Source organism: Burkholderia sp. DN3021 (assembly GCF_049805555.1).
Lineage (GTDB): Bacteria > Pseudomonadota > Gammaproteobacteria > Burkholderiales > Burkholderiaceae > Burkholderia > Burkholderia pyrrocinia_C.
In genome coordinates this window covers 35,883-61,961 of sequence record NZ_JBNCAB010000007.1, presented here as the reverse complement: position 1 = coordinate 61,961, position 26,079 = coordinate 35,883, and the positions used below count along the sequence as shown (strand labels likewise).

Here is a 26,079-nt window from a genome sequence, read left to right as displayed (position 1 = left end):
AAAACGTTCAGCTAAACTTAGCGTTTGAACCGGGCAACGCGGTTGCCGTACGTCGAAACGCAGGCCTAATGGCGCCGCATTCCGCCAGCCCCGCTCATGCCACCGAACCGATGCATGCCGCCGAACCCATGCCCGCCGCCGCCGAGGAACGGGCCACGGTGAAAGCCTGCGCCCATCGGCACGCCGAAGCGGCGATGATCCATCTGATTGAAGTGATCGAAGTGGTGGAAATGACGGAACCGATCGACGAAGACGAAGCTCACGCCCGCGCCGATGAAAAGCGGCGGCCCCCAATACCACGGGTCGGGATACGGATAGGCCGCCGCCGGGTACCACAGCACGCTGCCATCGTCACTTTGCACGATCCGCCATGTGCCATCGCTTTGCAGGCACGCCCGCCCCACGATTTGCTGTTCCGTGCCGTCGATGTTCGCTTGCGCGACGACCGCGCGGCAGTTTGTGCCGTAGTCCGGTAATTCGTCGTCCATTTGCGCAAGGACGGGCGCGGAAAGGCCAAGACAGACGATGCCTATCCCGAATCGAAACATGTTGCACATGATCGGCTCCTGCATTGTTGCCCCGACCACTTGACCGCCGGCGTCACGGGCGGCGCCCGGCACGCTGGATTGCTTGCGCAAGATTCATCGCGCGGCGGCAACGGGCCACCGCTTCGTATCGGGTCTCCTGACGGCTAAACGAAGCTGCACGCCCGGTTATTCCAGGGGTCGGGATGCGAATGACGGAAGCGGGAGCCGTCGGCAATCGTTGCGGCGGTCACCGTCAAACCGGGCGTTTGACGACGTGGTAGATAGCCGCTGCCGTAACCCCGAATACCAGATGGGCCACCAGCGTGATCGCTCCGCGAACCGGGATGAACCACGGGAAAATCGCCGTGAAGGCGTGCAGGTTGACGCCGTACAGGATGAGCCCGAACGCGCCGCCGGCGAGAAGCGCGGCCCCGAGCGACATGTTCCGGACCACCTTTGCCAGCACGGCCGCGTACGCAAGCGACAGAGCGGCATGCACGAGTGTCGCGACACCCATGACCAGCGGATCGAAGCCGGCGGACGGCCCGAGCGCGCTGCGCCCCATCACGATCGCTGCCGTGAGGCGCGCGTCGCGAAACAGGTTCCGAACGGCGTCATCGCCGGCGATCGACCAGAGCAGCAGCTCGATGACGGTCGACCCGACAGCCGCGCCAAACGCTGCCCAGAGAACCGGGACCGGACTGGTTTGTTTCAATTGGCGCCCCCATCGCGACCGGCCGATGCATCGAAGCGGCGTGCGCGCCGTTCGCTCCGATTCCGATCGCGCAGCGTGTGCCCGCGATACCGAACCGGGCTGCCACGCAAAGTCAGGACGCCCCTTCGCAGTCCGTCCAGTACGCAAACGGATCGCGATGTTTGGGATAGTGTTCGTCAAGCCATTTCAGCAATGTCGCGCGGGCATTGTCCATATCGGCTTTCAACGACGAGGTCGTCAATTCGTGCACTTCGATGGACTTTTCCCGATCGATCACGAAGCAGTTCCAGTCGGGACCGTCGAGATCCGGATCGTCGGACGCCTTCGACGACTTTCCCCAGCCGAACCCCTTGCGTGCGTCGATGTAGTACCGCGGGTTCACTTTCAGATACGACATCTCGCCGCCCTGCAGGCTGCTCTCCGCGCGCAGCACATCGTGTCCGTCGACGATCTGCGTGACTTCCGGAAGCCGGCGCGAGCGCCATCCGGCAGGCAGCTTCGCGATGGCCTGAACGCTGTCATACGTCCCCCACTCGAGGCCCCACGCTTCGGCCATGCGCTTCATGAACGCGTCCGCGCCCGGATAGCCGCGCAACTGGATTCTGGTCGACAGCGTCACTTCAACCCGGCCGTCGGCGTCGGTGGACACCTCGTCTCCCGCCGCTTCGAACGGATTGCCCGGACGTGACGCACTCTTCGCGTCCGCGGGCGCAAGGCCCGAGAACAACTGATCAAGCGCCGCACGCGCTTTCGACGACTTGTCTGGTCTGTTCATCGTGTACCTCCCGTGCATCCGAACGGCTGCACAATTTCTCGATTTGCGTTCATCTCTCCAACCTCATCGTTTCCGCGGTCGCGTTGTCGACGATCCCGCGGCCCATCTCCATGTATCCAGGCACGGGCCCCGAGCGCGCCGCCGAAGCAGGCCCCCTCGCCCCCACCACCTAACCCTGCTCCGCCAACGCCGCCCGCATCCGCTCCATCAACGCGAGCACCTCCGGCCGACTCTCCCCCTTCGCATGCACGAAGTGGTACGTGAGCAGCGAATCGACCTCGTGGCGGCTCACCCGAACGAGCTCGCTGCGCTTCAGATACGCGTCCGCGAGCGGCGTCCGCGCCAGCGCCACGCCGAGCCCTGCTTCGGCTGCCGCCAGCACCAGGTTGTAATCCTCGAAGCGGCGATCCTGCGCACGCGGCTTGAACGGAATGCCCAGCGCGTCGAACCAGGTGCGCCATCCGGTCACATCGGAATCGTGCAGCAGCGGCATCTCGAGCAGCGCGGCATCGCCGTGCCGGCGGCGCGCCTTCGCCAGTTGCGCCGCGAGCCGCGGATGCGCGACCGGATAAAGCCGCTCCGGCATGAACGCGCGGGTTTCGAGCTGACGCCAGTTGCCGCGCCCATACCGGATCGACAGATCCGCTTCGCCGCCGGCGATATCCACGTTGCGAAGCTCGATGCCGAGTTCGATCCGCAACGCGGGGGCCTCGCTCTCGAGCGCATGCTGCCGCTCGAACAGCCAGAGCTGCGCGAATGCCGGCACCACGCTCATCCTGACCAGTCGCGGCGTACGCGGCGAGCGCCACTGGTCGGCCGCGCTGTCGATGATCGCGAACGCCTGTTCGATCCGGCCGACGAAGCGCTGCCCGTCCGGCGTCAGGCGCACGCCACGCGCATGACGTTCGAACAGCGCCATGCCCAGCCAGTTTTCCACGGCGGCCACCCGCCGGCTGATCGCGCCGTGCGTCACGCCGGAAACATCGGCGGCCGCCAGGAACGAACCCTGACGTGCCACCGTGCAGACGGTCTCCAGGCTGGCAAGCGGCGGCCGCGGGCCAGGCGCCGACGCTGCAACCGGCAGTGCATCCGCAACCTGACGCACACGCGCCGGACTATCGGCTCGCCGCCGAACCGAGCTGTGAGCCATGGTCATATCCGGATGTTGATCTGTGCGCTAGCTTAACATCTCGCAACATCGCACCATTGCCGCATGAATACCCTTTCCTCACCGTCGTCGCGCGGCGCGCGACAACCGCTGGTCGCGGCAGGCGCGGTCGCTTTCACGATCGTGTCGTGGGCCTCCGCATTCCCGTTCATCCGGATCGGCCTGCACGGCCTGGCGCCCCTGCAACTCGCAGCGGCGCGCTTTGCCGCCGCCGCGTTGCTCGTGATCGCGTGGCTTGCGTGGCGGCGGCCTACGAGGCCCGCGAAACGCGACGCGTTGCGCTTCCTGGCCTGCGGTTTCCTCGGCATCGCGCTCTATAACGCACTGCTCAATACCGGCGAGCGAACCGTGTCGGCCGGCGCGGCGAGTTTCATCGTGAACACGCTGCCGATCTTCACGGCGCTGCTTGCCGCCGTGTTTCTCGGCGAACGATTCAATCTCCGCGGATGGCTCGGTTCGCTGGTCAGCCTGGCCGGCATTGCGGTGATCGCGCATGGGCAGCCGGGCGGGCTTGTCCTCGGCTCGGGGAGCACGCTGATTCTCGGCGCGGCCCTGTGTTCGGCCAGCTATTTCGTATTGCAGCGGCGGCTGATTCCCGTGTACGGCGCACTGCCCTGTGCCGCGTACACGCTGCTGGCCGGCGCGCTGCTGCTCACACCCTGGTTGCCCGGCGCGCTCCACTCGCTCGGCGGCGCGTCGCACGACACGACGCTGGCGGTATTGATCCTCGGCGTATTTCCCGCGGCACTCGGTTACGCGACCTGGACCTTCGCACTCGGCTACTTCGGTGCGGCGCGCGCCGCCAACTTCCTCTATCTTACGCCAGCGGTCGCGACAGCCCTGTCGATGGTGCTGACGGGCGAGCGGCCGGGCATCGAAACGCTATGCGGCGGCCTGCTGGCGATTGCAGGCGTGGTCTTCGTCGCATTGCGCGGACGTTCGTAGGATCGCGGTTGCACCGGATGGCAATGCCGGCCCGACGATCCGAAAGCGTGGCGGTCCAGGCGAGCCCCCGACATCTGCGAAGCCGGATGCATTGTCCGGGCAGTCGACCCGCGCCAATTCGTCGGCACTGCCGGGCATGACCGTTAGTTGCATATGAGAGGTATCGCGCTCGATGAAACTTTTCCATGAACCCGGATGCGCGATGGCGAGCGTCCAAACTGTGCAGACAAATCGACCGAACAGTTCCCGACTGACCGCGTATCAGTGTCCATGGCTTCACCCCTGCAACCGGCCGAATAATGGATGTGGCCGTAAGGCCATCGACAGCGAACCGCAGCCTGGCCAGCCACGTCGCGCGATTTCCCGGCATCCGGAACCTTCGAAATCCGGGCACCGAATCGGGCCGTGCCCGCCCCGTCACACGGTTCGCTGCAGCGCGCAAAATCGGCTTCGGATATATTCATACGAATTGCATGGCGCCGGGCGATAGCCCGCCCGCTCGCCCGGGCGGCCCGTCACACGGCCGGGCGCGATGCAAGTGAAGCCCATGATGGGTATGGAGACTCGTCCGATCGCCCCGGCCCGCCGCCGGCCGGTCGAGACGTCGAAGAAAGACATTCAATTCGGAGATGGCAGATGGAACGAAGCATTGTCGGCATGCGCTGCAAACCCCTGATCACCGTTGCACTGGCCGCCGCCGCATTCGCGGCCGCGTCGACCGCGATGGCCGATCAGGTCGTGAAGATCGGCAGCGTCGAACCGACCACGGGTGGCATCTCGCACCTCGGCAAGGACAACGAGAACGGCGCGCGCCTCGCGGTCGAGGAAATCAACGCGAAAGGGCTGACGATCGGCGGCAAGAAGGTCACGCTGCAACTCGACGCGCAGGATGACGCGGCCGACCCGCGCCAGGCGACGCAGGTCGCGCAAAAGCTCGTCGACGACAAGGTCGTCGCCGTCATCGGCCACCTGAACTCGGGCACGTCGATCCCGGCATCGAAGATCTACAGCGATGCCGGCATCGTGCAGATCTCGCCGTCGGCCACGAACCCGACCTACACGCAGCAAGGCTTCAAGACGACCTACCGCGTCGTCGCGACCGACGCGCAGCAGGGCCCGGCGCTCGCAAGCTACGCGCAGTCGAAGGGCGTGAAGAGCGTGGCGGTGATCGACGATTCGACCGCATACGGCCAGGGCCTCGCGAACGAGTTCGAGAAGAAGGCGAAGGCGCTCGGCCTGAAGGTGCTGTCGCACGATGCGACCAACGACAAGGCGGTCGACTTCCGCGCGATTCTCACGAAGATCAAGGGCGAGAACCCCGACGCGATCATGTACGGCGGCATGGACGCCACCGGCGGCCCGCTCGCGAAGCAGGCGAAGCAGCTCGGCCTGCGCGCGAAGATCCTGTCCGGCGACGGCGTGTGCACCGACTCGCTGGCCCAGTTGGCCGGCCCGGCAGCCGACAACGTGCTGTGCTCGCAGGCCGGCGCGGCGCTCGAGACGATGCCGGGCGGCGCGAAGTTCGTCGCGAAGTACGAAAAGCGCTTCAACCAGGGCATCAAGTTCGATGCGCCGTTCGCGTACGACGCGGTCTACATCGCCGTCGACGCGATGAAGCGCGCGAACTCGACGGACCCGGCGAAGATCCTCGCGGCGATGCCGGCGACGAAATACGACGGCGTGATCGGCACGACGACGTTCGACGCGAAGGGCGACCTGACGCACGGGATCATCTCGATCTACGGCTACAAGACCGGCAAGAAGACCTTCCTCGACCAGGTCAAGATGTAACCCGCCAGTGCGCCGGCACGACGGGAACGCCACCCGTCGGCGCCGGCGCCGCGCGGGCCGATTTCTGAAACACGGAGACGAAGCAACATGTGTGCAATGGCGTATACCGAATTTCAGCAGGAGTTGAGAAAAGCGCAGCTGACGTCGCGCGAGTTCGCGCGTCTGATCCGGATGAACGAAAGCTCGATCACGAACTATTCGAGCAAGGGCACGGTGCCCTCCCACCTCGCGGTCATCGCGAAGCTGATCGGCGCGCTGGCCGCGCACGAGATCGACTTCCGGCGCGTGATCCGGCAAATGCGGATCGAACCGAAACGGCCGCGCGGCGTCGGCACGTTTCCCGCGGCCGACAAGCCGCATGCGCGGAAGGCCGCGAAGGCCGATTCCTGACTGACCCTTTCGCATGCGTCGATGGCGGCACTGAGATTGCCGCGCGACGCGCGACGCCGTCACACGGGCAATGCAACACGCACCGCCCGATCGTCATCCCGCCGCACGCACGTGATCGAGCAGCGCCTGCAACGGATGACGCAACTGCGTCGACGACATGCGCTTCACCTGGCTGCGGCACGAATACCCGGTCGCCAGCGCCTCTCCTTGGTCCTCCGGCGCATCGACGTGCGCGGCCCACGACTGCGAATAGATCGTCTTCGACGTCTGCAGGTTGCGCGCCTCGTGCCCATACGTACCGGACATCCCGCAGCACCCGGTCGCCTGAACCTGCAAACGCAGCCCGCGCCGCGCGAACACCTGCGCCCATTGCTTGCCGCTGTCGGGCGCATTGGTCTTCTCGGTACAGTGCGGCAGCAGCCGGTATGTACGGGACACGCCGTCCGCGCCGGCTTCCGGCAGCGCGTGCAGCAGCCATTCCTGCGGCAGCGCGACCTTCGGCACATCGGTGAGCCCCGTCACCTTCAGGTATTCCTGCCGATACGTGAGCGTCATCGCCGGATCGAGGCCGACCAGCGCGACGCCCGACCGCGCGAGCGCCGCAAGCTGCGCGGCATTGCGGATCGCCGCCTTCTCGAACGCCCGCAGAAAGCCCTGCACATGCAGCGCCTTGCCGTTCGGCGCGAGCGGCGCGAGCCACACCTGAAAACCCACGCGCGCCGCCAGCTCGATCAGTGTCGCCAGTTGCTCGGTATCGAAATAGCGCGTGAACGTGTCCTGCACGATGACGACGCTGCGCGCGCGCTGCGCATCGCTCAGCGCCGCGAGCGCATGCGGGTCGGCCGGCTTCACGCGCCATTGCCGGATCACGGCCGCGAGATCGAAGCGGCTCAGCAGCGGGCTGTCGACCATGCCGACCTGCCGCTCCAGCAGCGTGCGCACCCACCCCGCGCGCATCAGCCCGTTGTACAGCGCGGGCACCCGCGCCATCCACGGCATCGTGAATTCGAGCGAGCCGATCAGGTAGTCGCGCAACGGCCGTTGATAGCGACGGTGATACAGCTCGAGAAAGCGCGAACGGAACTCGGGCACGTTGACCTTGACCGGGCACTGTCCCGCGCACGACTTGCACGCGAGGCACCCGGCCATCGCGTCGTACACCTCGTGCGAGAAATCGGCCGCGCCGCTGCGCGCGGCGCGGCTGTTGCGCCAGCGGGCGGCAACGCCGCTCAGGAACGGCTGCCGCGCGCGCGCCGCCGCGACGACGTCGACACCGGCCTGTCCTTGCAGGCGCAACCATTCGCGCATCAGCGACGCGCGCCCCTTCGGCGAATGCACGCGTTCGCGCGTCGCCTTCCACGACGGGCACATCGCGTCGTCCGGATCGAAGTTGTAGCACGCGCCGTTGCCGTTGCAGTGCATCGCCGTGCCGTAGCTCTGCCACACACGCTCGTCGATCTGCCGGTCGTGGTCGCCGCGCGTCGGTACTTCGTCGATCTTCAGCAGCCGCATCGCGTGATCCGGCGGCGTCGCGATCTTGCCCGGGTTGAACTGGTTGTACGGATCGAACGCGGCCTTCAGTTGCTGCAGCGACGGATACAGCTCGCCGAAAAAGGCCGGCGCATATTCGGAGCGCACGCCCTTGCCGTGCTCGCCCCACAGCAGGCCGCCATGCCGCTGCGTGAGTTCGGCCACCGCATCCGACACGGGCCGCACCAGCGCGGCCTGCCGCGGGTCCTTCATGTCGAGCGCCGGACGCACGTGCAGCACACCCGCGTCGACATGGCCGAACATTCCGTACTGCAGCCCGTGGCCGTCGAGCAGCGCGCGGAATTCGGCGATATACGCGGCGAGGTTCTCGGGCGGCACCGCGGTGTCCTCGACAAACGGCTGCGGACGCGCCTCGCCCTGCACGTTGCCGAGCAGGCCGACCGCGCGCTTGCGCATCGCATATACGCGCTTCACCGCATCGTCGCCGGCCGCGAGCGTATGGCCGAGGCGCTCCACGCTCGTATCGGTGCGCAGGTGGTCGACGAACGCGCGCACGCGCGCATCGACGTCGTTCGCATCGTCGCCGCTGAATTCGATCAGGTTGATGCCGAGCGTCGGGCGCCGGTCGTCGTCCTGCGGAAAATACTCGGCCACGCTGCTCCACACGAAGTCCTTCATCGCGAGCATCAGCACCTTCGAGTCGACCGTCTCGATCGACAGCGGCTTGTGCCCGATCAGCGCGCGCGCATCGCGCAGCGCGTCCATGAAGCCCGCATAGCGCACGTTGACCAGCACCGAATACTTCGGAATCGGCAGCACGTTGAGCTTCGCCTCGACGACGAAACCGAGCGAGCCTTCGGCACCGCACAGCACGCTGTTCAGGTTGAAGCGGCCGTCGGGTTCGCGCAGGTGCGCGAGGTCATAGCCGGTCAGGCAGCGATTGAGCTTCGGAAACTTCGCTTCGATCAGCGCCGCCTTGTCGTCGCTGATGCGCCGCGCGGTGCGGTAGACCTTGCCGACGCGATCCTGCCGCGCACAGCGGCGCTCCAGTTCGTCGTCCGCAAGCGCGCCGCTGTGCAGGTGCTCGCCGCCCATCAGCACGAAGTCCAGTTCGAGCACGTGATCGCGCGTCTTGCCGTACGTACAGCTGCCCTGCCCGCTCGCGTCGGTGTTGATCATCCCGCCGACGGTGGCGCGGTTCGACGTCGACAGCTCCGGCGCGAAAAACAGCCCGTGCGGCTTCAGCGCGGCATTGAGCTGATCCTTGACGACGCCCGCCTGCACGCGCACCCAGCGCTGCTCGACGTCGATTTCCAGGATCCGGTTCATGTTGCGCGACAGGTCGACAACCACGCCGTCGGTCAGCGACTGCCCGTTGGTGCCCGTGCCGCCACCGCGCGCGGCCACCGCGACATCGCGATGCGCGGGTTCCGCGAGCAGCCGGGCCACCAGCCGGACGTCGTCCGCATGCGCGGGACAGATCACCGCTTGCGGCAGGCGCTGGTAGATCGAGTTGTCGGTGGCCTGCACCGTTCGGTTCGCGTGGTCCGCGCGGATTTCCCCGGCGAACCCGGCGACCTGCAGCGCGGCGAGAAAGTCACGGTACGCGTTCGCGGGCGGGCTGGCGGGACGGGGCAACGGGGCGATCGACATGGGGTAAAGGCGCAAGGTGGGTGAACCGGTGTGCTCGCGTGCTTCGAAACATGAGTTTTGAGCAAGTTTCCACGCAACCGGGAATTGCAGTATCTTGGCAAATTCCGCGAGAAACAAACGAATTCTCGCCCGGCGAATATTGCATAAAACTCATGAATTACCGTCGCCTCACCCCGTCGATGTCGCTGCTGCTCGTGTTCGAGGCAGCCGCGCGGCACGAAAGCTACACGCGCGCAGCCGAGGAACTGTCGCTGAGCCAGAGCGCGATCAGCCGGCAGGTCCAGACGCTCGAGGATCAGCTCGGCGTGCCGCTGTTCCGGCGCGAAGGCCGCTCCGTGAAGTTGACCGAAGTCGGGCGCCGCTACTTCGTCGAGCTGAGCGGCGCACTGGGGCGCATCCGCGGCGCGACGCTGCAGGCCATGTCCCACCAGGCAGGCGCCGGCACGCTGCGGCTCGCGACCTTGCCGACGTTCGGCTCGAAATGGCTGCTGCCGCACCTGCACGACTTCTACGCCGCGCATCCGGGCGTGACCGTGCATCTTCATTCGCGGATCGGCGCGATCGATTTCCTCAATGACGACCTCGACGCGGCCATCACCGTCGGCGCGGACGACTGGCCCGGCCTGCACGCGCATCGGCTGTACAACGAGTTCCTGATCGCGATCGCGAGCCCCGACGTGGGCAGTCGCCGCAAGGCCGAAGCACGCTCGCCGGCCTGGGCCGCGCAGCAGACGCTGCTGGGCGTGACGAGCAACCAGCAGGCGTGGGCCGAGTGGTTCTCGCACTATCGGCTCGACCATCGCCAGATGCGCATCGGCCCGAGCTTCGAGCTGACGTCGCACCTGATCCAGGCCGTGCGGGCCGGGATGGGGATCGGGCTGGTGCCGAAGGTGCTGGTGGAAGACGAGTTGAGCCGCGACGCGCTCGTGTCGATCGGCGACGCGATTACGAGCCAGCGCGGCTATTACCTCGTCTACCCGCCGGGAAACGAGACGCTGCCGTCACTCGTCGCGTTCCGCGAATGGTTGCTGAAATCGTGCTGAAATGCCGCCGGCAACGTGCCGGTCACGCGCGCCATTCGCCGAGGATCTGCTCGGCGAGGTAGTCGCACGGCGGGCGCGCGGACTGCGCGCTGCGTGCGAGTACGACCTCGAGTTCGCCCAGCGGCGGCAGCCCGTGACTCTCCGTAAGCTGGACGAGGTGTTCCGGAATGCAGCAGCGCGCCAGCGGCGCGACGGCGAGCCCGGCCTCGACCATGCTGAGCAGCCCGAGGTAGCTCGGGCTTTCGTATGACATCCGGAACGGGATGCGCTGCCGGTTCAGCGCCTTGATCGCGTGATCGCGCGCCATGCTGCCGCCGTGCGTGAAAAACGCCACCGGCAGCGGCCGCTCTTCCCATACGTTCCGCTTCGGCGATCCGGTCCAGACGATCGGCTCCATCCGGATCAGCTCGCCGGTCACGCCCTTGATCCGCGTGAGACACGCGAGGTCGACCGTATTGTCCTTCAGCATCGGCACGAGCGCGCTGCTCGGCTGGCCGATCACGCGCACTTCCACGCGCGGATGCATCGCCGCGAATTTGCCGAGCACCTGCGGCAGCAGCGACGAAATGTAGTCGTCGGGCACGCCGATCGTCACGCGGCCGCGGATCTCCGGGCGCACGACCGATGCCCACGCCTCGTCGCGCATCGCCAGCATCCGGCGCCCGTATTCGGCGAGCGTCCTGCCGTCGTCGGTGGCCGTCACGTTGCGCGTATCGCGGATGAAAAGCGGCTTGCCGAGCGCGTCTTCCAGCGCCTTGATCTGCATGCTCACCGCCGACGGCGACCGATGCACGGCCTGCGCGCCGTGCGCGAACGATCCGGATTCCGCGACGGCCACCACCATCGCCAGCACATCGAGGTCGAGCTTCTTCATTTAATTCAGATAATCTGATCAATCGATTCAGTTTATCCCGTTTTACTGTTCGCCTCCACGGTCGGACAATGAATCCCGTCAGCACTCGTTGCAGGAAGCGGAAAACATGCATACGTCCGGATCGCTCTACGGATTTCTCGTCATCGGCGGCATGCTCGCGGTCACGCCGGGGCCGAACATGGTCTACGTGATGTCGCGCTCGATCGCGCAAGGGCGCGCGGCCGGGCTCATTTCGCTGGCCGGCGTGATGATCGGTTACCTGTTCTACATGTTCGGCGCGGCGTTCGGCATCACGACGCTGTTCATGAGCGTGCCCTATGCGGGCAGCGTGCTCGGTGCGGTCGGTGCGGCCTACCTGCTGTACCTCGCATGGCAGGCGGTCAGGCCCGGCGGGCGTTCGCCGTTCGAGGTGCGGGCGCTGCCGAACGAGCAGCCGCTGCGGCTGCTGGCGATGGGCGCGACGACCAGCGTGCTGAATCCGAAGCTCGCGATGCTGTTCGTGTCGCTGCTGCCGCAGTTCATCGACTACCGGCAAGGCAGCGTGTTCGGCCAGTCGCTGTTTCTCGGTTCACTGCTGATCGCCGCGTTCGCGTCGGCAAACGGGCTGGTGGCGATCTGTTCGAGCAGCATCGCGAAATTCCTGCACGGGCGCCCGGCGCTGCTGCTCGCACAGCGCTGGGCAATGGGTCTTATCCTCGGCAGCCTCGGCGTGCAGATGGTTGTCGATGCATCGAAGATGGCTGGCGTGGCGTGAGTGCCGCGCTGGCGCGGCGCAGGCTCCCGCAATCGCGAGTCGCGCGCCGGCCGGCATCCATCACGCGGCCACCGCCTGCCGCTGCGCCTCGAGTTCGCGCACGAGCGGCAGCACGCGCCGGCCGAAGTACTCGACTTCCTCGATGAAATGCAGGAACCCGGCCAGCACGAGATCGACGCCGATCGCCTTCAGCGCGACGATCCGTTCGGCGATCTGCTGCGGCGTGCCGATCAGGTTCGTGCGGAAGCCGTCGTTGTACTGCACGAGATCCTCGAACGTGGATCTCGCCCAGTTGCCCTCGCCTTCCGGCGACGCCTTGCCGGCCTCTTTCACCGCATCGCCGAACGCATGCACGGCCTCGACGTGCGCGTGCCGGACGATGTCGTCGAGCACGGCCCGCGCCTCTTCCTCGGTGTCGCGTGCGATCACGAACGCGTTGACGCCGATGCGCACGCGATGGTTGTTCGCGGCCGCCTTCGCGCGGATATCGTCGATCTGCGCCTTCAGGTTCTCCGGCGTATTGCCGTTCGTGAAATACCAGTCGGACACGCTCGCCGCGTTGTCGCGCGCCGCGCGCGAGCTGCCGCCCTGGAAGATTTCCGGATGCGGTTTCTGCACGGGTTTCGGGCTCAGTGTGTAGTCGTTGAAGCGGTAGAAATCGCCCTTGAACGTGAAGTTGTCCTGCGTCCAGATGCCCTTCAGCGCCTGGATGAATTCCTTCGAGCGCCGATAGCGCTCGTCGTGCTCGAGCCACGGCTCGCCGATCGCGGTGAATTCGCCCTTGAACCAGCCGCTCACGACGTTGATCGCGATGCGTCCGTTCGAGATGTGATCGATCGTCGCGAGCTGCTTCGCGACCACCGCCGGATGCCACGGCCCCGGCAGGATCGCGGCGAGCACCTTGAGCTTCGTCGTCGCATGCAGCAGCGCCTGGCTGAACGACACCGACTCGTGCTGGTATTCGGCGCCGTAGCCGGCCGTGAAGCGGATCTGGCTCAGCGCATAGTCGAAACCGGCCGCTTCGGCCGTGCGTGCGAGCTGCTGGTTGTATTCGAGGCTCCAGTCGGTGCGCTGCTCGATCGTGCTGACGACGAGGCCGCCGCTGACGTTCGGTACCCAGTAGGCGAATTTGACGCCATCGGCGGAAGAGTCGGTAACGCTCATGAAGGTGTCCTGGTCGAAGGGGAAACGGAAACGGCCTACGCAGCCGCGGCGGAAAGCGCATGCGGGCGCAGTTGCGGCACCGCGCGATCGACGGCGAGCGCGATGCGCGCGCGCAGCGCCGGGTTCGCGATGTCGTATCGGTCGAAATCGCTTTCGGATGCGTACACGCCGATCGGCAGCGTGCGCGCCTGGAAGAAGCTGAACAGCGGCCGCAATTGATGATCGATCACGAGCGCATGGCGCTCGCTGCCGCCGGTGGCGGCGAGCAGCACGGGCACGTCGACGAGCGCGTCGTGACGCACGAGGTCGAACAGGTGCTTGAAGAGGCCCGTGTATGACGCGCGATACACGGGGCTAGCGACGACGAGCGCATCGGCCGTCTCGATCGCGCGGATCAGCGCTTCGAGGTCGGCCGGCACCTGCGCGCGCGTCAGCGCGCCGGCCAGCCGGCCGCCGATCTCGCCGAGTTCGATCAGCCGCGTATCGATCGGCAGCGCGGCGCCGAGCGCAGCGACGATCGCGTCGGTCAGCGCCAGCGTGCGCGACGGCCGTTGCAGGCCGCCCGATATCGCGACCACGTTGATGGCATTGCTCATCGGTTGCATTCCCATTGTCGAGTCGGGCGCCAACGCACCCGTCACGTCATGGGTCCGCAAGGAGCGTGCCAATGCGGAGATCGCCATGAAAAGCGATCGTCTGCATGACGAAATGCGTCGCAATCGACGTCCTGTCGCGGCATATTCGCCGATCGCCGCATGTCGATAAGCGTGCCAGCCGGCGCATCACATCCATATTCCGCAGCGAGATGAATCGCAGGAAACAGCTGTGCTGATTCGCTGCTTCCTGATCAGCAGCACGGTGTATGTTGTGGGCGTCTTTCCGTTTCGGCGTGGAATCCGCAACGCACGCGGCACATCGCTGCAGCAGTGTCTAAACCGATGCTTTATCAACGTCCGCGCGCCACAATTCGCTTCACCGAACGACATCGCATTGCGCAACTGCGTCCAGCGCAGCAATCCGGCATTGGTTATCAGAAATCGATGCTTCCCGCGTGGCGCAAAACGTTGAACACTCTGCTGAATACGCAGCACCCGGGCAGCAATGTCCATCGTGGCCTGACCGACCCGTGCAGCGACCCGATGCCTACACAGCCATGACATCCCATTCCGTATCGCCTCGCGCGGCCGACCTGCGCGTCGTCACGCCGTCCCGCGACGAACCGGGCACGTCTGACGCCCGGCAAACAACCGAACGCCTCGCGCCCGTCCTCACGCTGCCCGACCGGCCTGCGCTCGCGACGTCGATCCGCGCCCGCGCGCAGGTATTCGTCGATCCGCGCTCGGTCGCGCTGCTCGAACGGATTCGCCTCGTCGCGCCGAGCGACGCGAACGTGCTGATCGTCGGCGAGACGGGCACCGGCAAGGAACTGATCGCGCGCCACGTGCACAGCCTCAGCCGCCGCAGCGACGGGCCGTTCGTCGCCGTGAACTGCGGCGCGTTCTCCGAAACGCTGGTCGAGAGCGAACTGTTCGGCCACGAGAAAGGCGCGTTTACGGGTGCATTCAGCGCGAAGCCGGGCTGGTTCGAAGCCGCGAACGGCGGCACGCTGTTTCTCGACGAGATCGGCGACCTGCCGCTGTCGATGCAGGTCAAGCTGCTGCGCGTGCTGCAGGAGCGCGAGGTCGTGCGGCTCGGTTCGCGCACGAGCATGCCGATCGACGTGCGCGTGGTCGCCGCGACCAACGTCGACCTGCAGCAGGCGGTCGCGACCGGGCATTTTCGCGGCGACCTGTTCTACCGGCTCAACGTCGTGCAGCTCGCGGTGCCGACGCTGCGCGAGCGGCCGGGCGACATCCTGCCGCTCGCGCGCCACTTCTTCGACGACTACCGCAGCCGCCTCGGATACGGGCCGCGCAGCATCGATCCGCGCGCCGAGCGCAGGCTCGAGGCGCACGGCTGGCCCGGCAATATCCGCGAACTGGAGAACGTGATCCATCATGCGCTGCTCGTAAGTCGCCACGATTCGCTGCAGGACACCGACCTGCACATTGCATCGCCGTGCACGCCGGCGGCCGCCGCGCGCGCGCCGGATTCGTCCGCCGCCGCGCAGGACGCACTCGAACGCGCGCTGCGCGACCTGTTCGACGACGGGCACGGCAACCTGTTCGAACGCATCGAGGACACCGTGATGCGCGTCGCGTTCGAGTTCAGCCACCGTAACCAGATCCAGGCGGCGCGGCTGCTCGGCATCAGTCGCAACGTGCTGCGCGCGCGGCTGATTCGCGCGAAGGAGATCGCGGCGGCGAAGTAGCAGCATTCCCTGGGGCAGACCATCGCTCGCCCCGGCACGGCACGATCGCGCCCGCGATCCGTGCATCGAGGTTCCGACCTGATGTATCGTGGCGCGAAGCGCGCGCCCGTCGCCGCATCCGGGCGGCGATGCCGACCCTGCCTGCGACAGGGCACCCGCACGAACATCCGCTGCACGAAAGCCGTCCGGCGCCCGCGCGGGCCCGGCCGAGCCCCGTTCACCCGTCAGGAACCGTCGTCATGAAGAAGCTTGTGAACCGCCCGTCCGATGTCGTGCGAGAAATGCTGGAAGGCATCGCGCGGCAGTCGCCGCATCTCGCGATCCTCGGCGACGAGCTCGTGCTCGTCCGCCAGCCGCTGCCCGAGCCGTCGCAGCGGCCCGTCGCGATCCTCTCCGGCGGCGGCAGCGGCCACGAGCCCGCACACGGCGGCTACGTCGGCGAAGGGATGCTGAGCGCGGCCGTGTGCGGCGAAGTGTTCACGTCGCCGTCCACCGACGCCGTGCTCGCCGCGATCCGCGCGAGCGCCGGCCCGAACGGCGCACTGCTGATCGTGAAGAACTACACGGGCGACCGGCTCAATTTCGGGCTCGCCGCCGAGCTCGCGCGGGCGGAAGGCATTCCGGTCGAGACCGTCATCGTCGCCGACGACGTGTCGCTGCGCGGCCGTGTCGAGCGCGGCCAGCGGCGCGGGATCGCCGGCACCGTGCTGATCCACAAGCTCGCCGGCGCGGCCGCCGCGCGCGGGCTGCCGCTCGCCCGCGTCGCGGGAATCGCGCGCGACGCGGCGGCCGAACTCGGCACGATGGGCGTCGCGCTCGACGGCTGCACGATCCCGGGCGCCGACAAGTCGGGCTTCAGCCTCGCCGATCACGAAATCGAGCTCGGCCTCGGCATCCACGGCGAGAAAGGTGTCGAACGCCGCACGCCGCTGCCCGCCGACGCGCTGGTCGACACGTTGCTGTCGAGCATCGTCGCCGATCTCGTGCTCGACGGCGGCGAACGCGTCGCGCTGTTCGTCAACGGTCTCGGCGCGACGCCGGACATGGAACTCGCGATCGTGCTGCGCGCCGCGTACGACAACCTGAGCCGGCGCGGCATCGTCGTCGCGCGCGCGTGGGCCGGCACGTTCCTGTCGGCGCTGAACATGCCCGGCTGCTCGATCTCGGTGCTGCGGCTGAACGAAGAACGCGCGGCGCTGCTCGACGCGCCGACGCAGGCACGTGCATGGCCGGGCGGCGGCGCCGTGAATACGCACATCCGCGTGGCCGCGGCCGACTCGCACGACGCACCGCTGCCGCCGCTCGACGCGGCCGGCCGCGCGTGGGCCGCGCGCCTGCAGCCGGCGCTGCACGCGGTCGCGCAGACGCTGATCGATCACGAGCAGACGCTGACCGACCTCGATGCGGCGGCCGGCGACGGCGATCTCGGCGCGAGCATGCTGCGCGCCGCACAGGCGATTCTCGAATTGCCCGAAGCCGTGTACGGCACGCCGGCCGGTGCGCTCGCGGCGCTTGGCGCCGCGTTGCGCCGTGCCATTGCGGGCAGTTCGGGACCGTTCTATGCGACCGCGCTGCTGCGCGCGTCGCGCCGGCTGGCCGATATCGCCGAGCCTTCGGCACGCGACTGGGCCGCGGCATTCCGAAACGCGGTGGATTCAATCAGCGAACTCGGCGGCGCGCACGCCGGCGACCGGACGATGCTCGATGCGCTGGTGCCGGCTGCCGATGCGTTCGACCGAGCGCTCGACAGCGATCGCGATCCCGCGAGCGCATGGGCGGCAGCCGTCGAGGCCGCCGAACACGGCGCGCGGGAAACGGCGCGCATGACGCCGCGCGCGGGGCGTGCGAGCTATCTCGGCGAACGCGCGATCGGCACGCCGGATGGCGGCGCGGTTGCGGTGTCGTACTGGTTGCGGGCGTTGCAGGCGCACGTCGGGTGAATGCGAAAGGCGCGGCTTCGACGCATCGTCGCGCATCGCTGCACGCCGCGCGCCGATGTGCGCTGCCATTGCGATGCCGGCCGGATTCACCGCCATCGACTTCGACCCCGACACGCCGGAATCAGCGCATCTTCGCCTGCCATGCATCGTGTCGGGGGCAATACCTGCGGTGCCGCGCTCAGACGCCTTCGACCAGCACCGCGCGATAGCGCGCGCCCTTGAAGCGGTGCTGGACGACCGTCTGGTATTCGGGGCCGTGGTACCACGCGTGCGCGGCTTCCTTCGACGGAAACTCGACGATCACGACGCCTTCCGGGCCGTCGCCCTCCAGCGTTTCCTGCGGCCCGTAGGCGGCGAGCACCTTCACCGGGTGGCCGGCGAGCGTCGCGCCGACCTGGCTCTGGTAGACGTCGAGTTCGTGCTGGTCCTGCGTGCTTTCCCGTGTAAACACAATATAGGTGGCCAAGATGCGTGCTCCTGATGCGATGCGTGAAAGGGACGGCCGCGCTGCTCGACAAACCGCACGCGGCCTGCACGCAGCTTACAGGTGTTCGCCGAAAAACGGCGCGGCCTGCCCAAGTCCGAGCCCGACCGGCTCCGGCTTGCCGTACAGGACGAATACAGGTCGAAATGCGGCCGCCCGTCGTCGATTGTCGCCATTCGGACAACATGGTGTACGCATTCGCGATGCTACTGGCGCTCGCACCCCCTGACTACAATCTGTCTCACGCTCGGTCGGAAAGCGAGCAAAACGAAACGCGCCGAATTGGTGGTCGCGCTCGTGGACCGCGGCGCGCAGTACGCGCTTACCCCCATTTAATCAACCGGACTATCGAAGATGAGCCAGACAACCCGCAATGTGCAGCCAGTTATCGCCGACCTTGGCAAAGAAGGGTCGGGCGAACTCGTGCCTTCCCGCTACGCCGTGCGCGTGGGCGACGTCGATGTCGTGCTGATCAGCGATGGCGTGCTGCCGCTGCCGACCTCCACCATGTCCACCAACGTGAGCGAAGCGGACCGCAACGAATGGTTCGATGGTCGTTTCCTGCAACGCGACATGTTCGACTGGGCGCTGAATATCGCGCTGGTGCGCAGCGGCGATCGCCTGATCCTGATCGATTCGGGCGTCGGCGACGGTTTCGAATACTTCACCCGCGCCGGGCAGTCGGTGATGCGCCTGGAATCGGCCGGCATCGACTTGGCTACCATCACCGATATCGTGATTACGCATATGCACATGGATCACGTCGGCGGGCTGAACGTCGACGGCGTCAAGGCCAAGCTGCGCCCGGACGTGCGCATTCACGTATCGGCCGCGGAAGTGGCGTTCTGGAAAAATCCGGACTTCAGCAAGACGGTGATGCCTGAAACGGTGCCCCCCGCGCTCCGCAAGGCTGCTGCAAAGTTCGTGGAGCTCTACGGCGAGAACATCGTGCAGTTCGATCAGACCGTGGAAGTCGCAGCGGGCGTATCGGCGCGCGTGACGGGCGGGCACACGCCGGGGCACTGCGTCGTGGACGTCGCATCGAACGGCGAGAAGCTGACGTTCGTAGGCGACGCGATTTTCGAAGTCAACTTCGATAATCCCGAGTGGCAAAATGGCTTCGAGCACGATCCTGAAGCGTCTGTGGACGTGCGTATCGCGCTGCTCGACGAAGCCGCCGAAACCGGCGCTCTGCTGGCCGCGGCACATGTCGCGTTCCCGTCCATCGGCCACATTGCAAAAAACGGCAAAGGCTTTCGCTTTGTTCCGGTTCTGTGGGACTACTGATTGATCTCAACGATCGGCGACGCCGCCATCCAGCTGCTGACGCGCAGCACGCTCTGGATGCGCAACGCCAGCGGCATCGGCAACGTCGGATAGCCGGTGCGTCAGGCGAGCGTCGCGGTAGCCTGCATCGTCAACCAGCCATCCTGATCCTTCGCCCACAGCTCGATCGTGCCACTGTCGTCCGACGGCTTGCCGCACAGCGTGAACGGCTGCCCGTCGAAGGTCGGGCGCGCCGCGCGGAACGCGAAGCTTGCGAGCGTCGCGTCGGGCCGTTCGCGGTGCACGAGATCGACGAGCAGCGTCGCGATCAGCGGGCCGTGCACGACGAGCCCCGGATAACCTTCCTCCTGCGTCGCATAGCTGCGGTCGTAGTGGATGCGGTGACCGTTGAAGGTCAGCGCCGAATAGCGGAACAGCATCACGGCGTCGGCGGTGACGATGCGCGACCACGTTTCGCCCGCGGGCGCCGCGATCGGCTTCGGCGCGCTCGCGCCCGGCTGCGGCGCGTCGCGATAGACGATGTCGTGCTCTTCCTCGACGCACAGCGCGCCGTCGCACTCGATCCGGTGCTGCACCGTCACGAACACGAGCCGGCCGCTGCGGCCCGTCTTGTCCTCGATGTTCGCGATCGTCGATTCACGCGTCGCACGACGCCCCGCGCGCAGCGGCGCATGGAACGTCAGGCGGCCGCCGGCCCACATGCGGCGCGGCAGCGGCACGGGCGGCAGGAAACCGCCGCGCTTCGGGTGGCCGTCGGGGCCGATCTCGGCCAGCGGCGCGACGGGCAGGAAATACAGCCAGTGCCACAGCGGCGGCACGACATCGCCGGGCGACGGGCGGTCGAGCGTGGCCGCGAGCGCGTTCAGCGGGAACACGGCGATGTCGTCGCCGAGCGTTTCGGTCTTGCCGAGCCACGCGTCGATCGACGCCGCGTCGGCTGGCTGGGAAGATGAGGTCGACACGTGCGAAGTCTCCGATGCGATTGCAATGCTCCTAATATGCGCGCCGCGCGCCGTTTCGCGAAGTCGGCTTTCCCGAACCCTTGCCCCGCATTTTCCTGATGCACGGCCCTTCCCTTTCCGACCGATCTCGTCTGACCATTCAATATAGTCGCCGCGCGACCGCATGCGGCTCCCGGACACCAACCTTACAGCTTGACCGTCGCCGGCACGCCGCCTAAATTGCTTCAAACGGGCCGGCAGGGCCACGCGCGACATGACACGCGGGTGACAACAAACCGATAGTTTGCTATCGAATGTTTTTGCCCCTATCATCTCGCCCATGACCAATCTGCACGACCTCCGCCTCGCCGTCAGCAGCCTGCTCGTGCTGTCCGCGCGCAAGTGGCGCCGTACCAGCGACGGCGTGCTGAACGCGTACAACGTGTCCGAAGCCTGCGCGACGCCGCTGTTGATCGCCGGCCGCCTCGGCGAAGGCGTACGGCAGGGCACGCTCGCCGAACACGTCGGCATCGAAGGGCCGTCGCTCGTGCGCCTGCTCGACCAGCTGTGCGCGGCCGGCCTCGCGCGCCGTGACGAGGATCCGCACGACCGGCGCGCGAAAACGATCTCGCTGACGGCCGCCGGTCGCGCGGTCACCGCGAAGATGGAGGAAGACCTGCGCGTGCTGCGCGCACAGGTGCTCAAGGGCGTCACGCGCGCCGATCTCGAAACGACGCTGCGCGTGCTGAACGCCTTCAACGCGTCCGACGCGACGCAGCCCACGCCGCACCCGCCCCACGCCGCCGATTCCGCGTCATGACCTATCCGAGCCTTCGCGACTGGCTGTTCTCGGGCAAGACGTTCGCCGCGTCGATGCTGGCGCTGTACCTCGGCCTGTATTTCCAGCTGCCGCGCCCGTACTGGGCGATGGCGAGCGTCTACATCGTGTCGAACCCGTTCGTCGGCGCGACGCGCTCGAAGGCGCTGTATCGCGCGCTCGGCACCGCGCTCGGCGCGGCCGCCGCGATCTTCTTCGTACCGCCGTTCGTCGAAACGCCGATCCTGTTCAGCATCATCGTCGCGACGTGGTGCGGCACGCTGCTCTACCTCGCGATCTCCGACCGCACCGCGCGCAGCTACGTGTTCATGCTCGCCGGTTATACGATGCCGCTGATCGCGCTGCCGACCGTGACCGATCCGTCCACGGTATTCGACGTCGCGATCGCGCGCACCGAGGAAATCGTGCTCGGCATCGTGTGCGCGAGCGTGGTCGGCAGTGCCGTGTTCCCGAACCGGCTCGCGCCGACGCTGATCGAGCGCACCGACGCATGGTTCAAGGACGCCGCGTTCTACGGTCGCGAGACGCTGTCCGGGCATATCGCCGGCAAGGCGCTGTCCGCGTGCCGGCAGCGCCTCGCGACGACGATCACCGGCCTCGAATTCCTGCTGAGCCAGTTGGGTTACGACCATGCGCATCCGAGCATCCTCGCGCGCGCGCAGGCGCTCGCGGGCCGGATGCAGTTGTTCCTGCCGCTGATGTCGTCGCTCGCCGATCCGCTGATCGCGCTGATGCGCGACCTGCACGTGCGCCCGCCCGCGCTCGACGCGCTGCTGGTCGACGCCGCGAAGTGGTTCGACGCACCGCTGCCGGCCGTGAAATCCGGCGCCGACGGCGACATGGCGCACGATCCGGTCGCGGACAACCTGCGCGAGCGCATCGCCGCGCTGCAGCCCGCCGACAGTGCGCTGACGAGCTGGGACGGTGCGCTGCTGTCGAATGCGCTGTGGCGGCTGCGCCAGGTCATCGACATCTGGCAGGACTGCCGCTCGCTGCGCGCGCTGATCGCGAACGAGTCAGGCGTCTGGCAGCCGCGCTACCGGCACTGGCGGCTCGGCGGCACCGAACGCTTCTTCGATCGCGGGATGATGCTGTTCTCCACGCTGACCGTCGTGCTCGCGATCGTGTTCGCGTGCTGGCTGTGGATCTCGTCCGGCTGGCACGACGGCGCGGCCGCCGTCACGCTCGTGGCCGTGTCGTGCAGCTTCTTCGCCGCGCTCGACGAGCCCGCGCCGCTGGTGTTCAAGTTCTTCCTGTCGACGGCCGCGAGCGTCGTGTTCGCGGGCCTGTACCTGTTCGTCGTGCTGCCGCACGTGCACGACTTCGCGATGCTCGTGCTGATGTTCGCGGGCCCGTTCATCCTGATCGGCACGCTGCTGCCGCGCCCGCAGTTCAACATGGTGACGATGCTCGTCGCGGTGAATACGGCCACCTTCATCAGCATCCAGAGCGCATACGAAGCCGACTTCTTCGTGTTCCTGAACAGCAATCTCGCCGGCGTTGCCGGGCTGTTGTTCGCATACCTGTGGACACGCGCGACGCGGCCGTTCGGCGCGGAACTCGCGGTGCGGCGCCTGCTGCGCTCGGGCTGGGAGGACGTCGTGCGCTCCGCATCGACACAGCCGCTCGACGACCAGCGCAACCACGCATCGCGGATGCTCGATCGCGTCACGCAACTGTTGCCGCGTCTCGGCGCATCCGACGACCACCGCCACCCGTCGATCGAAAGCTTCCGCGACCTGCGCATCGCGCTGAACGCGCTCGACCTGCGCCGCTCGCGCCGCCGGCTGTCGGGCGACGTGCCCGACGCGATCGATCGCGTGCTCGCCGGCGTCACCGACCACTACACGCGCTGCGCGGCCGCGAACGCGCGCCAGCCCGCGCCGCCGGCGCTGCTCGCGTCGATCGACGATGCGCTGCACCGCGTGGCCGGCCGCAACCTGCCGGGCACCGCACCGGCCGACGGCGGCACGGCGCCGGCCACGCCCGCCACGCATCGCCGGCTGCGCGACACGCTGCACGCGCTCGTCGGCCTGCGCCTGTCGCTGTATCCGGCCGCGGCCGCACAAGCGCCGCAGGCACCGGGCGGAGCACGCGCATGATCCGGCTTTCCAACCTGTCCTTCCGAGCGCGACCATGATCGGCGAAATCGACATCTTCGGCGTATTCGTGCCGGCTCCGCTCGTGCTGATGCTGATCGCCTACCTGATCAACATCGCCGTGCGCGCGGTGCTCGAGCGCGTCGGCTTCTACCGCCTCGTCTGGCACCGTTCGATCTTCGACCTCGGCATCTACGTGTTCGTGTTTGCCGCCGTCGTGATCGTTTCCCACCATCTCGCGGCTACCTAACGTGAAAAAATCCTGGCTCTCGGCAGGGCAAATCCTGCTCACCCTGATCGTCGTCGTCGTGGCCGGCCTCGTGCTGTGGCGGATCATCAACTACTACATGTTCTCGCCGTGGACGCGCGACGGGCACGTGCGCGCCGACGTGATCCAGGTCGCGCCGGACGTGTCGGGCCTCATCACGTCGGTGCAGGTCGCCGACAACCAGGAGGTCAGGCGCGGCCAGGTGCTGTTCGTGATCGACCAGGCCCGCTACACGCTCGCGGAACGGCTCGCCGAAGCGACGCTCTCGCAGCGCCGCGCGACGCTCGCCCAGGCGAAGCGCGAATACGCGCGCAACCTGCAGCTCGGCAACCTCGTCGCGAGCGAGCAGGTCGAGGAAAGCCGCACGCGCGTCGAACAGGGCGAGGCCGCCGTCGCCGATGCGCAGGTGTCGCTCGACACCGCGAAACTGAACCTGCAGCGCACGACGATCGTGAGCCCGGTCGACGGCTACCTGAACGACCGCGCGCCGCGCGTCGGCGAATACGTGCCGGCCGGCCGCGCGGTGCTGTCGGTCGTCGACCGCAATTCGTTCCGCGTCGACGGCTACTTCGAGGAAACCAAGCTTCGCGGCATTCATATCGGCCAGCCGGTCGACATCGTCGTGATGGGCGAGCCGCATGCGCTGCGCGGCCACGTGCAAAGCATCGTCGCCGCGATCGAGGACCGCGACCGCACGCAGGGTGCGAACCTGCTGCCGAACGTGAACCCGGCATTCAGCTGGGTGCGGCTGGCGCAGCGCGTGCCGGTGCGCGTCGTGCTCGACGAGGTGCCCGACGACTTCCGGATGATCGCGGGCCGCACCGCGACGGTTTCGATGCGCGAAGCCGACACGCGCCGCCGCGACAACGCGAAGCCGGCTGCCGCCAGCGCGACGTCGGCAGTCGCGCCGGTATCGACGGCTTCCGGTGCGGCCGCAAGCACGGCGGGAGCATCGCGATGAAACGGCACGGTCTGCGCCTCGCGGCGGCACTCGCGCCACTCGCGCTCGCACTCGGCGCGTGCAAGTCCGTCGGCCCCGATTACACGCTGCCGCAGCAGGCGTACGTGAATGCGCCGCTCGCGAACCACGCGCTCGACGACGCGAACGGCATGCTCGTATCGCGTGATGCGGTGCCCGGTAACTGGTGGCAGCTATACGACGATCCCGTGCTCGACGAGCTCGTGCGCAGCGCGCTGAAGTCGAACACCGACCTGCGCGTCGCCGCTGCCAACCTCGCGCGCTCGCGCGCGGCGCTGGAAGTCGCGAACGAACAGGGCGGATTCTCGGGCGGTGCGGAGGCAGCCGTGCAACGCGCACAGGAATCGGCCGAACAGTACCTGCTCGAAAACAAGCTGCCGGTCGTCAACGAAGGCGCGGTCGGTTTCAACGTGTCGTACGAGATCGACCTGTTCGGCAAGCTGCGGCGCGGCGTCGAAGCCGCGCGCGCGGACAGCGAAGCAGTCAGGGCGGCCGGCGACCTGGCACGCATCACGGTCGTCGCCGACGTCGTGCGGGCGTACGTCGAATCGTGCTCGGCCGGCGACGAGCTGGCGATCGCGAAGCAGTCGCTCGCGCTGCAGAAGCAGCGCGTCGCGCTGTCGCAGCGGCTGCGCGATGCCGGACGCGGCAACCAGACCGACGTGACGCGCGGCGTGACGCAGGTGCGCACGCTCGCCGCCGATATCCCGCGCTTCGAAGGCCGCCGCAAGGTCGCGCAATACCAGCTCGCCGCGCTGCTCGCGCGCTCGCCGGCCGACCTGCCGAAGGCCGTCGCCGAATGCGAACGCCTGCCTAAGCTGCGCCAGCCGATTCCGATCGGCGACGGTGCCGCGCTGCTGCGCCGCCGCCCCGACGTTCGCGAAGCCGAGCGGCAGCTTGCCGCGGCAACCGCGCGAATCGGCGTGGCGACCGCCGCGCTGTACCCGTCGATCAGCATCGGCGCGTCGGCCGGCTCGGTCGGCCTCGCCGCCGACCTGTTTTCGTCCACGACCAATCGCTGGTCGTTCGGACCACTGATCAGCTGGTCATTCCCCGTCAACGGCCAACGTGCACGTGTACGCGAAGCCGAGGCTGCGACGGGCGGTGCGCTCGCGCACTTCGACGGTGTCGTGCTGAACGCGCTGCGCGAAACGCAGTCGAGCCTCGCGACCTATGCCGCCGACGTGCAGCGCACCGATGCGCTGCGCACGGCCTACGAATCGGCGCGCCATTCCGCCGACGAAACCCATCGTCTCTACGCGGCCGGCCGCGAGTCGTTCCTTTCCGACCTCGACGCGACGCGCACGCTGACGAGCGTGCAGGCACAGGTCGCGGCGGCCGAAGGGCAGGTCGCCGCCGATCAGGTGCGGCTGTTCCTCGCGCTTGGCGGCGGATGGGACAGCGACAACGCGGCGAACGCGGGGGATGCCCGGCCCACCGCCGCGCGTGCCGCCTCGACACGCGCGGCGAACGAGTAATGGCCCCAGCGTCATAGATCTCGGTATATGGCGCCGGCTTCGTGAAACGCCGTGTGCAAACGGGTTTTCCTGATTCGCGCCATAGCATCCGGAGAACGACGGACACCCGCGTTGACGGTAAACTGCCCGATGCACTTCCATTCATCTTCCGCTGCCGCTCCGGC

General features: G+C 67.4%; 24 protein-coding genes. 14 read left to right on the top strand and 10 right to left on the bottom strand.

The genetic code is table 11. The annotated features are described in order from the left end of the window. Positions 1–65 precede the first annotated feature (65 nt). The 4 genes from ACPUER_RS06165 to ACPUER_RS06150 all read right to left on the bottom strand — a co-directional run bounded on the left by ACPUER_RS06165 (position 66) and on the right by ACPUER_RS06150 (position 3,173). On the bottom strand, positions 66–557 hold the full coding sequence (locus ACPUER_RS06165) for a hypothetical protein (RefSeq protein ID WP_175963979.1): 492 nt from the start codon (positions 555–557) through the stop codon (positions 66–68). A gap of 223 nt (positions 558–780) precedes the next feature. Continuing rightward, on the bottom strand, positions 781–1,242 hold the full coding sequence (locus tag ACPUER_RS06160) for a sodium:proline symporter (protein ID WP_425130622.1): 462 nt from the start codon (positions 1,240–1,242) through the stop codon (positions 781–783). A gap of 112 nt (positions 1,243–1,354) precedes the next feature. After that, positions 1,355–2,017, bottom strand: a complete 663-nt coding sequence (locus tag ACPUER_RS06155; protein ID WP_310135985.1) for a nitroreductase — start codon at positions 2,015–2,017, stop codon at positions 1,355–1,357. Between the two features lie 169 nt (positions 2,018–2,186). Continuing rightward, on the bottom strand, positions 2,187–3,173 hold the full coding sequence (locus tag ACPUER_RS06150; protein ID WP_425130621.1) for a LysR substrate-binding domain-containing protein: 987 nt from the start codon (positions 3,171–3,173) through the stop codon (positions 2,187–2,189). Positions 3,174–3,230: 57 nt separating this feature from the next. Here ACPUER_RS06150 and ACPUER_RS06145 point away from each other — a divergent pair, with 57 nt between their 5' ends. From ACPUER_RS06145 to ACPUER_RS06135, 3 genes are all read left to right on the top strand, one after another. Continuing rightward, positions 3,231–4,130 carry a DMT family transporter gene (locus tag ACPUER_RS06145; RefSeq protein ID WP_310135983.1) on the top strand — a complete coding sequence of 300 codons (900 nt, stop codon included), beginning with the start codon at positions 3,231–3,233 and terminating at the stop codon, positions 4,128–4,130. A 636-nt stretch (positions 4,131–4,766) separates the two neighbouring features. Beyond that, on the top strand, positions 4,767–5,921 hold the full coding sequence (locus tag ACPUER_RS06140; protein WP_175963936.1) for a branched-chain amino acid ABC transporter substrate-binding protein: 1,155 nt from the start codon (positions 4,767–4,769) through the stop codon (positions 5,919–5,921). Between the two features lie 87 nt (positions 5,922–6,008). Further along, positions 6,009–6,311: an XRE family transcriptional regulator gene (locus ACPUER_RS06135; RefSeq protein ID WP_310135979.1), complete on the top strand. Its 303-nt coding sequence runs from the start codon at positions 6,009–6,011 to the stop codon at positions 6,309–6,311. A 93-nt stretch (positions 6,312–6,404) separates the two neighbouring features. Here the strand turns inward: ACPUER_RS06135 and ydiJ are convergent, their stop codons facing one another. Further along, positions 6,405–9,455 carry a D-2-hydroxyglutarate dehydrogenase YdiJ gene (gene ydiJ, locus ACPUER_RS06130; RefSeq protein ID WP_425130620.1) on the bottom strand — a complete coding sequence of 1,017 codons (3,051 nt, stop codon included), beginning with the start codon at positions 9,453–9,455 and terminating at the stop codon, positions 6,405–6,407. 152 nt (positions 9,456–9,607) lie between these two features. Between ydiJ and ACPUER_RS06125 the strand changes: the two genes are divergently transcribed. Next, the gene (locus ACPUER_RS06125) at positions 9,608–10,498 is read left to right on the top strand and encodes a LysR substrate-binding domain-containing protein (protein ID WP_425130619.1); all 891 of its coding nucleotides are present in this window, start codon (positions 9,608–9,610) and stop codon (positions 10,496–10,498) included. Positions 10,499–10,520: 22 nt separating this feature from the next. On the opposite strand, the gene ACPUER_RS06120 is transcribed toward ACPUER_RS06125, so the two are convergent. Next, positions 10,521–11,372, bottom strand: a complete 852-nt coding sequence (locus tag ACPUER_RS06120) for a LysR substrate-binding domain-containing protein (RefSeq protein ID WP_175963940.1) — start codon at positions 11,370–11,372, stop codon at positions 10,521–10,523. A gap of 106 nt (positions 11,373–11,478) precedes the next feature. Between ACPUER_RS06120 and ACPUER_RS06115 the strand changes: the two genes are divergently transcribed. Next, positions 11,479–12,126, top strand: a complete 648-nt coding sequence (locus ACPUER_RS06115) for a LysE family translocator (RefSeq protein ID WP_310135972.1) — start codon at positions 11,479–11,481, stop codon at positions 12,124–12,126. A 60-nt stretch (positions 12,127–12,186) separates the two neighbouring features. Here ACPUER_RS06115 and sfnG read toward each other — a convergent pair whose 3' ends face one another. Further along, the gene (sfnG, locus tag ACPUER_RS06110; RefSeq protein ID WP_425130618.1) at positions 12,187–13,290 is read right to left on the bottom strand and encodes a dimethylsulfone monooxygenase SfnG; all 1,104 of its coding nucleotides are present in this window, start codon (positions 13,288–13,290) and stop codon (positions 12,187–12,189) included. A gap of 35 nt (positions 13,291–13,325) precedes the next feature. Continuing rightward, positions 13,326–13,886, bottom strand: a complete 561-nt coding sequence (gene msuE, locus ACPUER_RS06105; RefSeq protein ID WP_310135966.1) for an FMN reductase — start codon at positions 13,884–13,886, stop codon at positions 13,326–13,328. Positions 13,887–14,228: 342 nt separating this feature from the next. On the opposite strand from msuE, the gene ACPUER_RS06100 reads away from it, so the two are divergent. The 3 genes from ACPUER_RS06100 to ACPUER_RS06090 all read left to right on the top strand — a co-directional run bounded on the left by ACPUER_RS06100 (position 14,229) and on the right by ACPUER_RS06090 (position 17,541). After that, positions 14,229–14,447, top strand: coding sequence for a hypothetical protein (locus tag ACPUER_RS06100; RefSeq protein ID WP_425130617.1), 219 nt, complete (start codon positions 14,229–14,231; stop codon positions 14,445–14,447). Next, positions 14,444–15,601: a sigma-54 interaction domain-containing protein gene (locus ACPUER_RS06095; RefSeq protein ID WP_425130616.1), complete on the top strand. Its 1,158-nt coding sequence runs from the start codon at positions 14,444–14,446 to the stop codon at positions 15,599–15,601. The genes ACPUER_RS06100 and ACPUER_RS06095 overlap by 4 nt, the downstream gene beginning before the upstream one ends. Positions 15,602–15,840: 239 nt before the next feature. Then, the gene (locus ACPUER_RS06090; RefSeq protein ID WP_425130615.1) at positions 15,841–17,541 is read left to right on the top strand and encodes a dihydroxyacetone kinase family protein; all 1,701 of its coding nucleotides are present in this window, start codon (positions 15,841–15,843) and stop codon (positions 17,539–17,541) included. Positions 17,542–17,719: 178 nt separating this feature from the next. On the opposite strand, the gene ACPUER_RS06085 is transcribed toward ACPUER_RS06090, so the two are convergent. After that, positions 17,720–18,007, bottom strand: a complete 288-nt coding sequence (locus tag ACPUER_RS06085) for a DUF1330 domain-containing protein (RefSeq protein WP_175963947.1) — start codon at positions 18,005–18,007, stop codon at positions 17,720–17,722. 372 nt (positions 18,008–18,379) lie between these two features. Between ACPUER_RS06085 and ACPUER_RS06080 the strand changes: the two genes are divergently transcribed. Continuing rightward, the gene (locus ACPUER_RS06080) at positions 18,380–19,312 is read left to right on the top strand and encodes an MBL fold metallo-hydrolase (RefSeq protein ID WP_425130614.1); all 933 of its coding nucleotides are present in this window, start codon (positions 18,380–18,382) and stop codon (positions 19,310–19,312) included. A gap of 101 nt (positions 19,313–19,413) precedes the next feature. Here ACPUER_RS06080 and ACPUER_RS06075 read toward each other — a convergent pair whose 3' ends face one another. Beyond that, entirely contained in the window at positions 19,414–20,274 is an 861-nt protein-coding gene (locus ACPUER_RS06075; RefSeq protein ID WP_425130613.1) for an FAS1-like dehydratase domain-containing protein, read from the bottom strand. A 319-nt stretch (positions 20,275–20,593) separates the two neighbouring features. On the opposite strand from ACPUER_RS06075, the gene ACPUER_RS06070 reads away from it, so the two are divergent. From ACPUER_RS06070 to ACPUER_RS06050, 5 genes are read left to right on the top strand one after another with little or no spacing between them, the layout of a single operon-like run. Then, complete coding sequence (locus tag ACPUER_RS06070) at positions 20,594–21,073, top strand: MarR family winged helix-turn-helix transcriptional regulator (protein WP_175963950.1); 480 nt, start codon at positions 20,594–20,596, stop codon at positions 21,071–21,073. Further along, positions 21,070–23,193, top strand: a complete 2,124-nt coding sequence (locus tag ACPUER_RS06065) for an FUSC family protein (RefSeq protein ID WP_175963951.1) — start codon at positions 21,070–21,072, stop codon at positions 23,191–23,193. Before ACPUER_RS06070 ends, ACPUER_RS06065 begins: the two co-directional genes overlap by 4 nt. A gap of 34 nt (positions 23,194–23,227) precedes the next feature. Further along, positions 23,228–23,440 (top strand): DUF1656 domain-containing protein, encoded by a 213-nt coding sequence (locus tag ACPUER_RS06060; RefSeq protein ID WP_175963952.1) that lies wholly within the window; start codon positions 23,228–23,230, stop codon positions 23,438–23,440. A gap of 1 nt (position 23,441) precedes the next feature. Further along, positions 23,442–24,419, top strand: coding sequence for an efflux RND transporter periplasmic adaptor subunit (locus ACPUER_RS06055; protein ID WP_425130612.1), 978 nt, complete (start codon positions 23,442–23,444; stop codon positions 24,417–24,419). Continuing rightward, the gene (locus ACPUER_RS06050) at positions 24,416–25,915 is read left to right on the top strand and encodes an efflux transporter outer membrane subunit (protein ID WP_425130611.1); all 1,500 of its coding nucleotides are present in this window, start codon (positions 24,416–24,418) and stop codon (positions 25,913–25,915) included. Before ACPUER_RS06055 ends, ACPUER_RS06050 begins: the two co-directional genes overlap by 4 nt. Positions 25,916–26,079 lie beyond the last annotated feature (164 nt).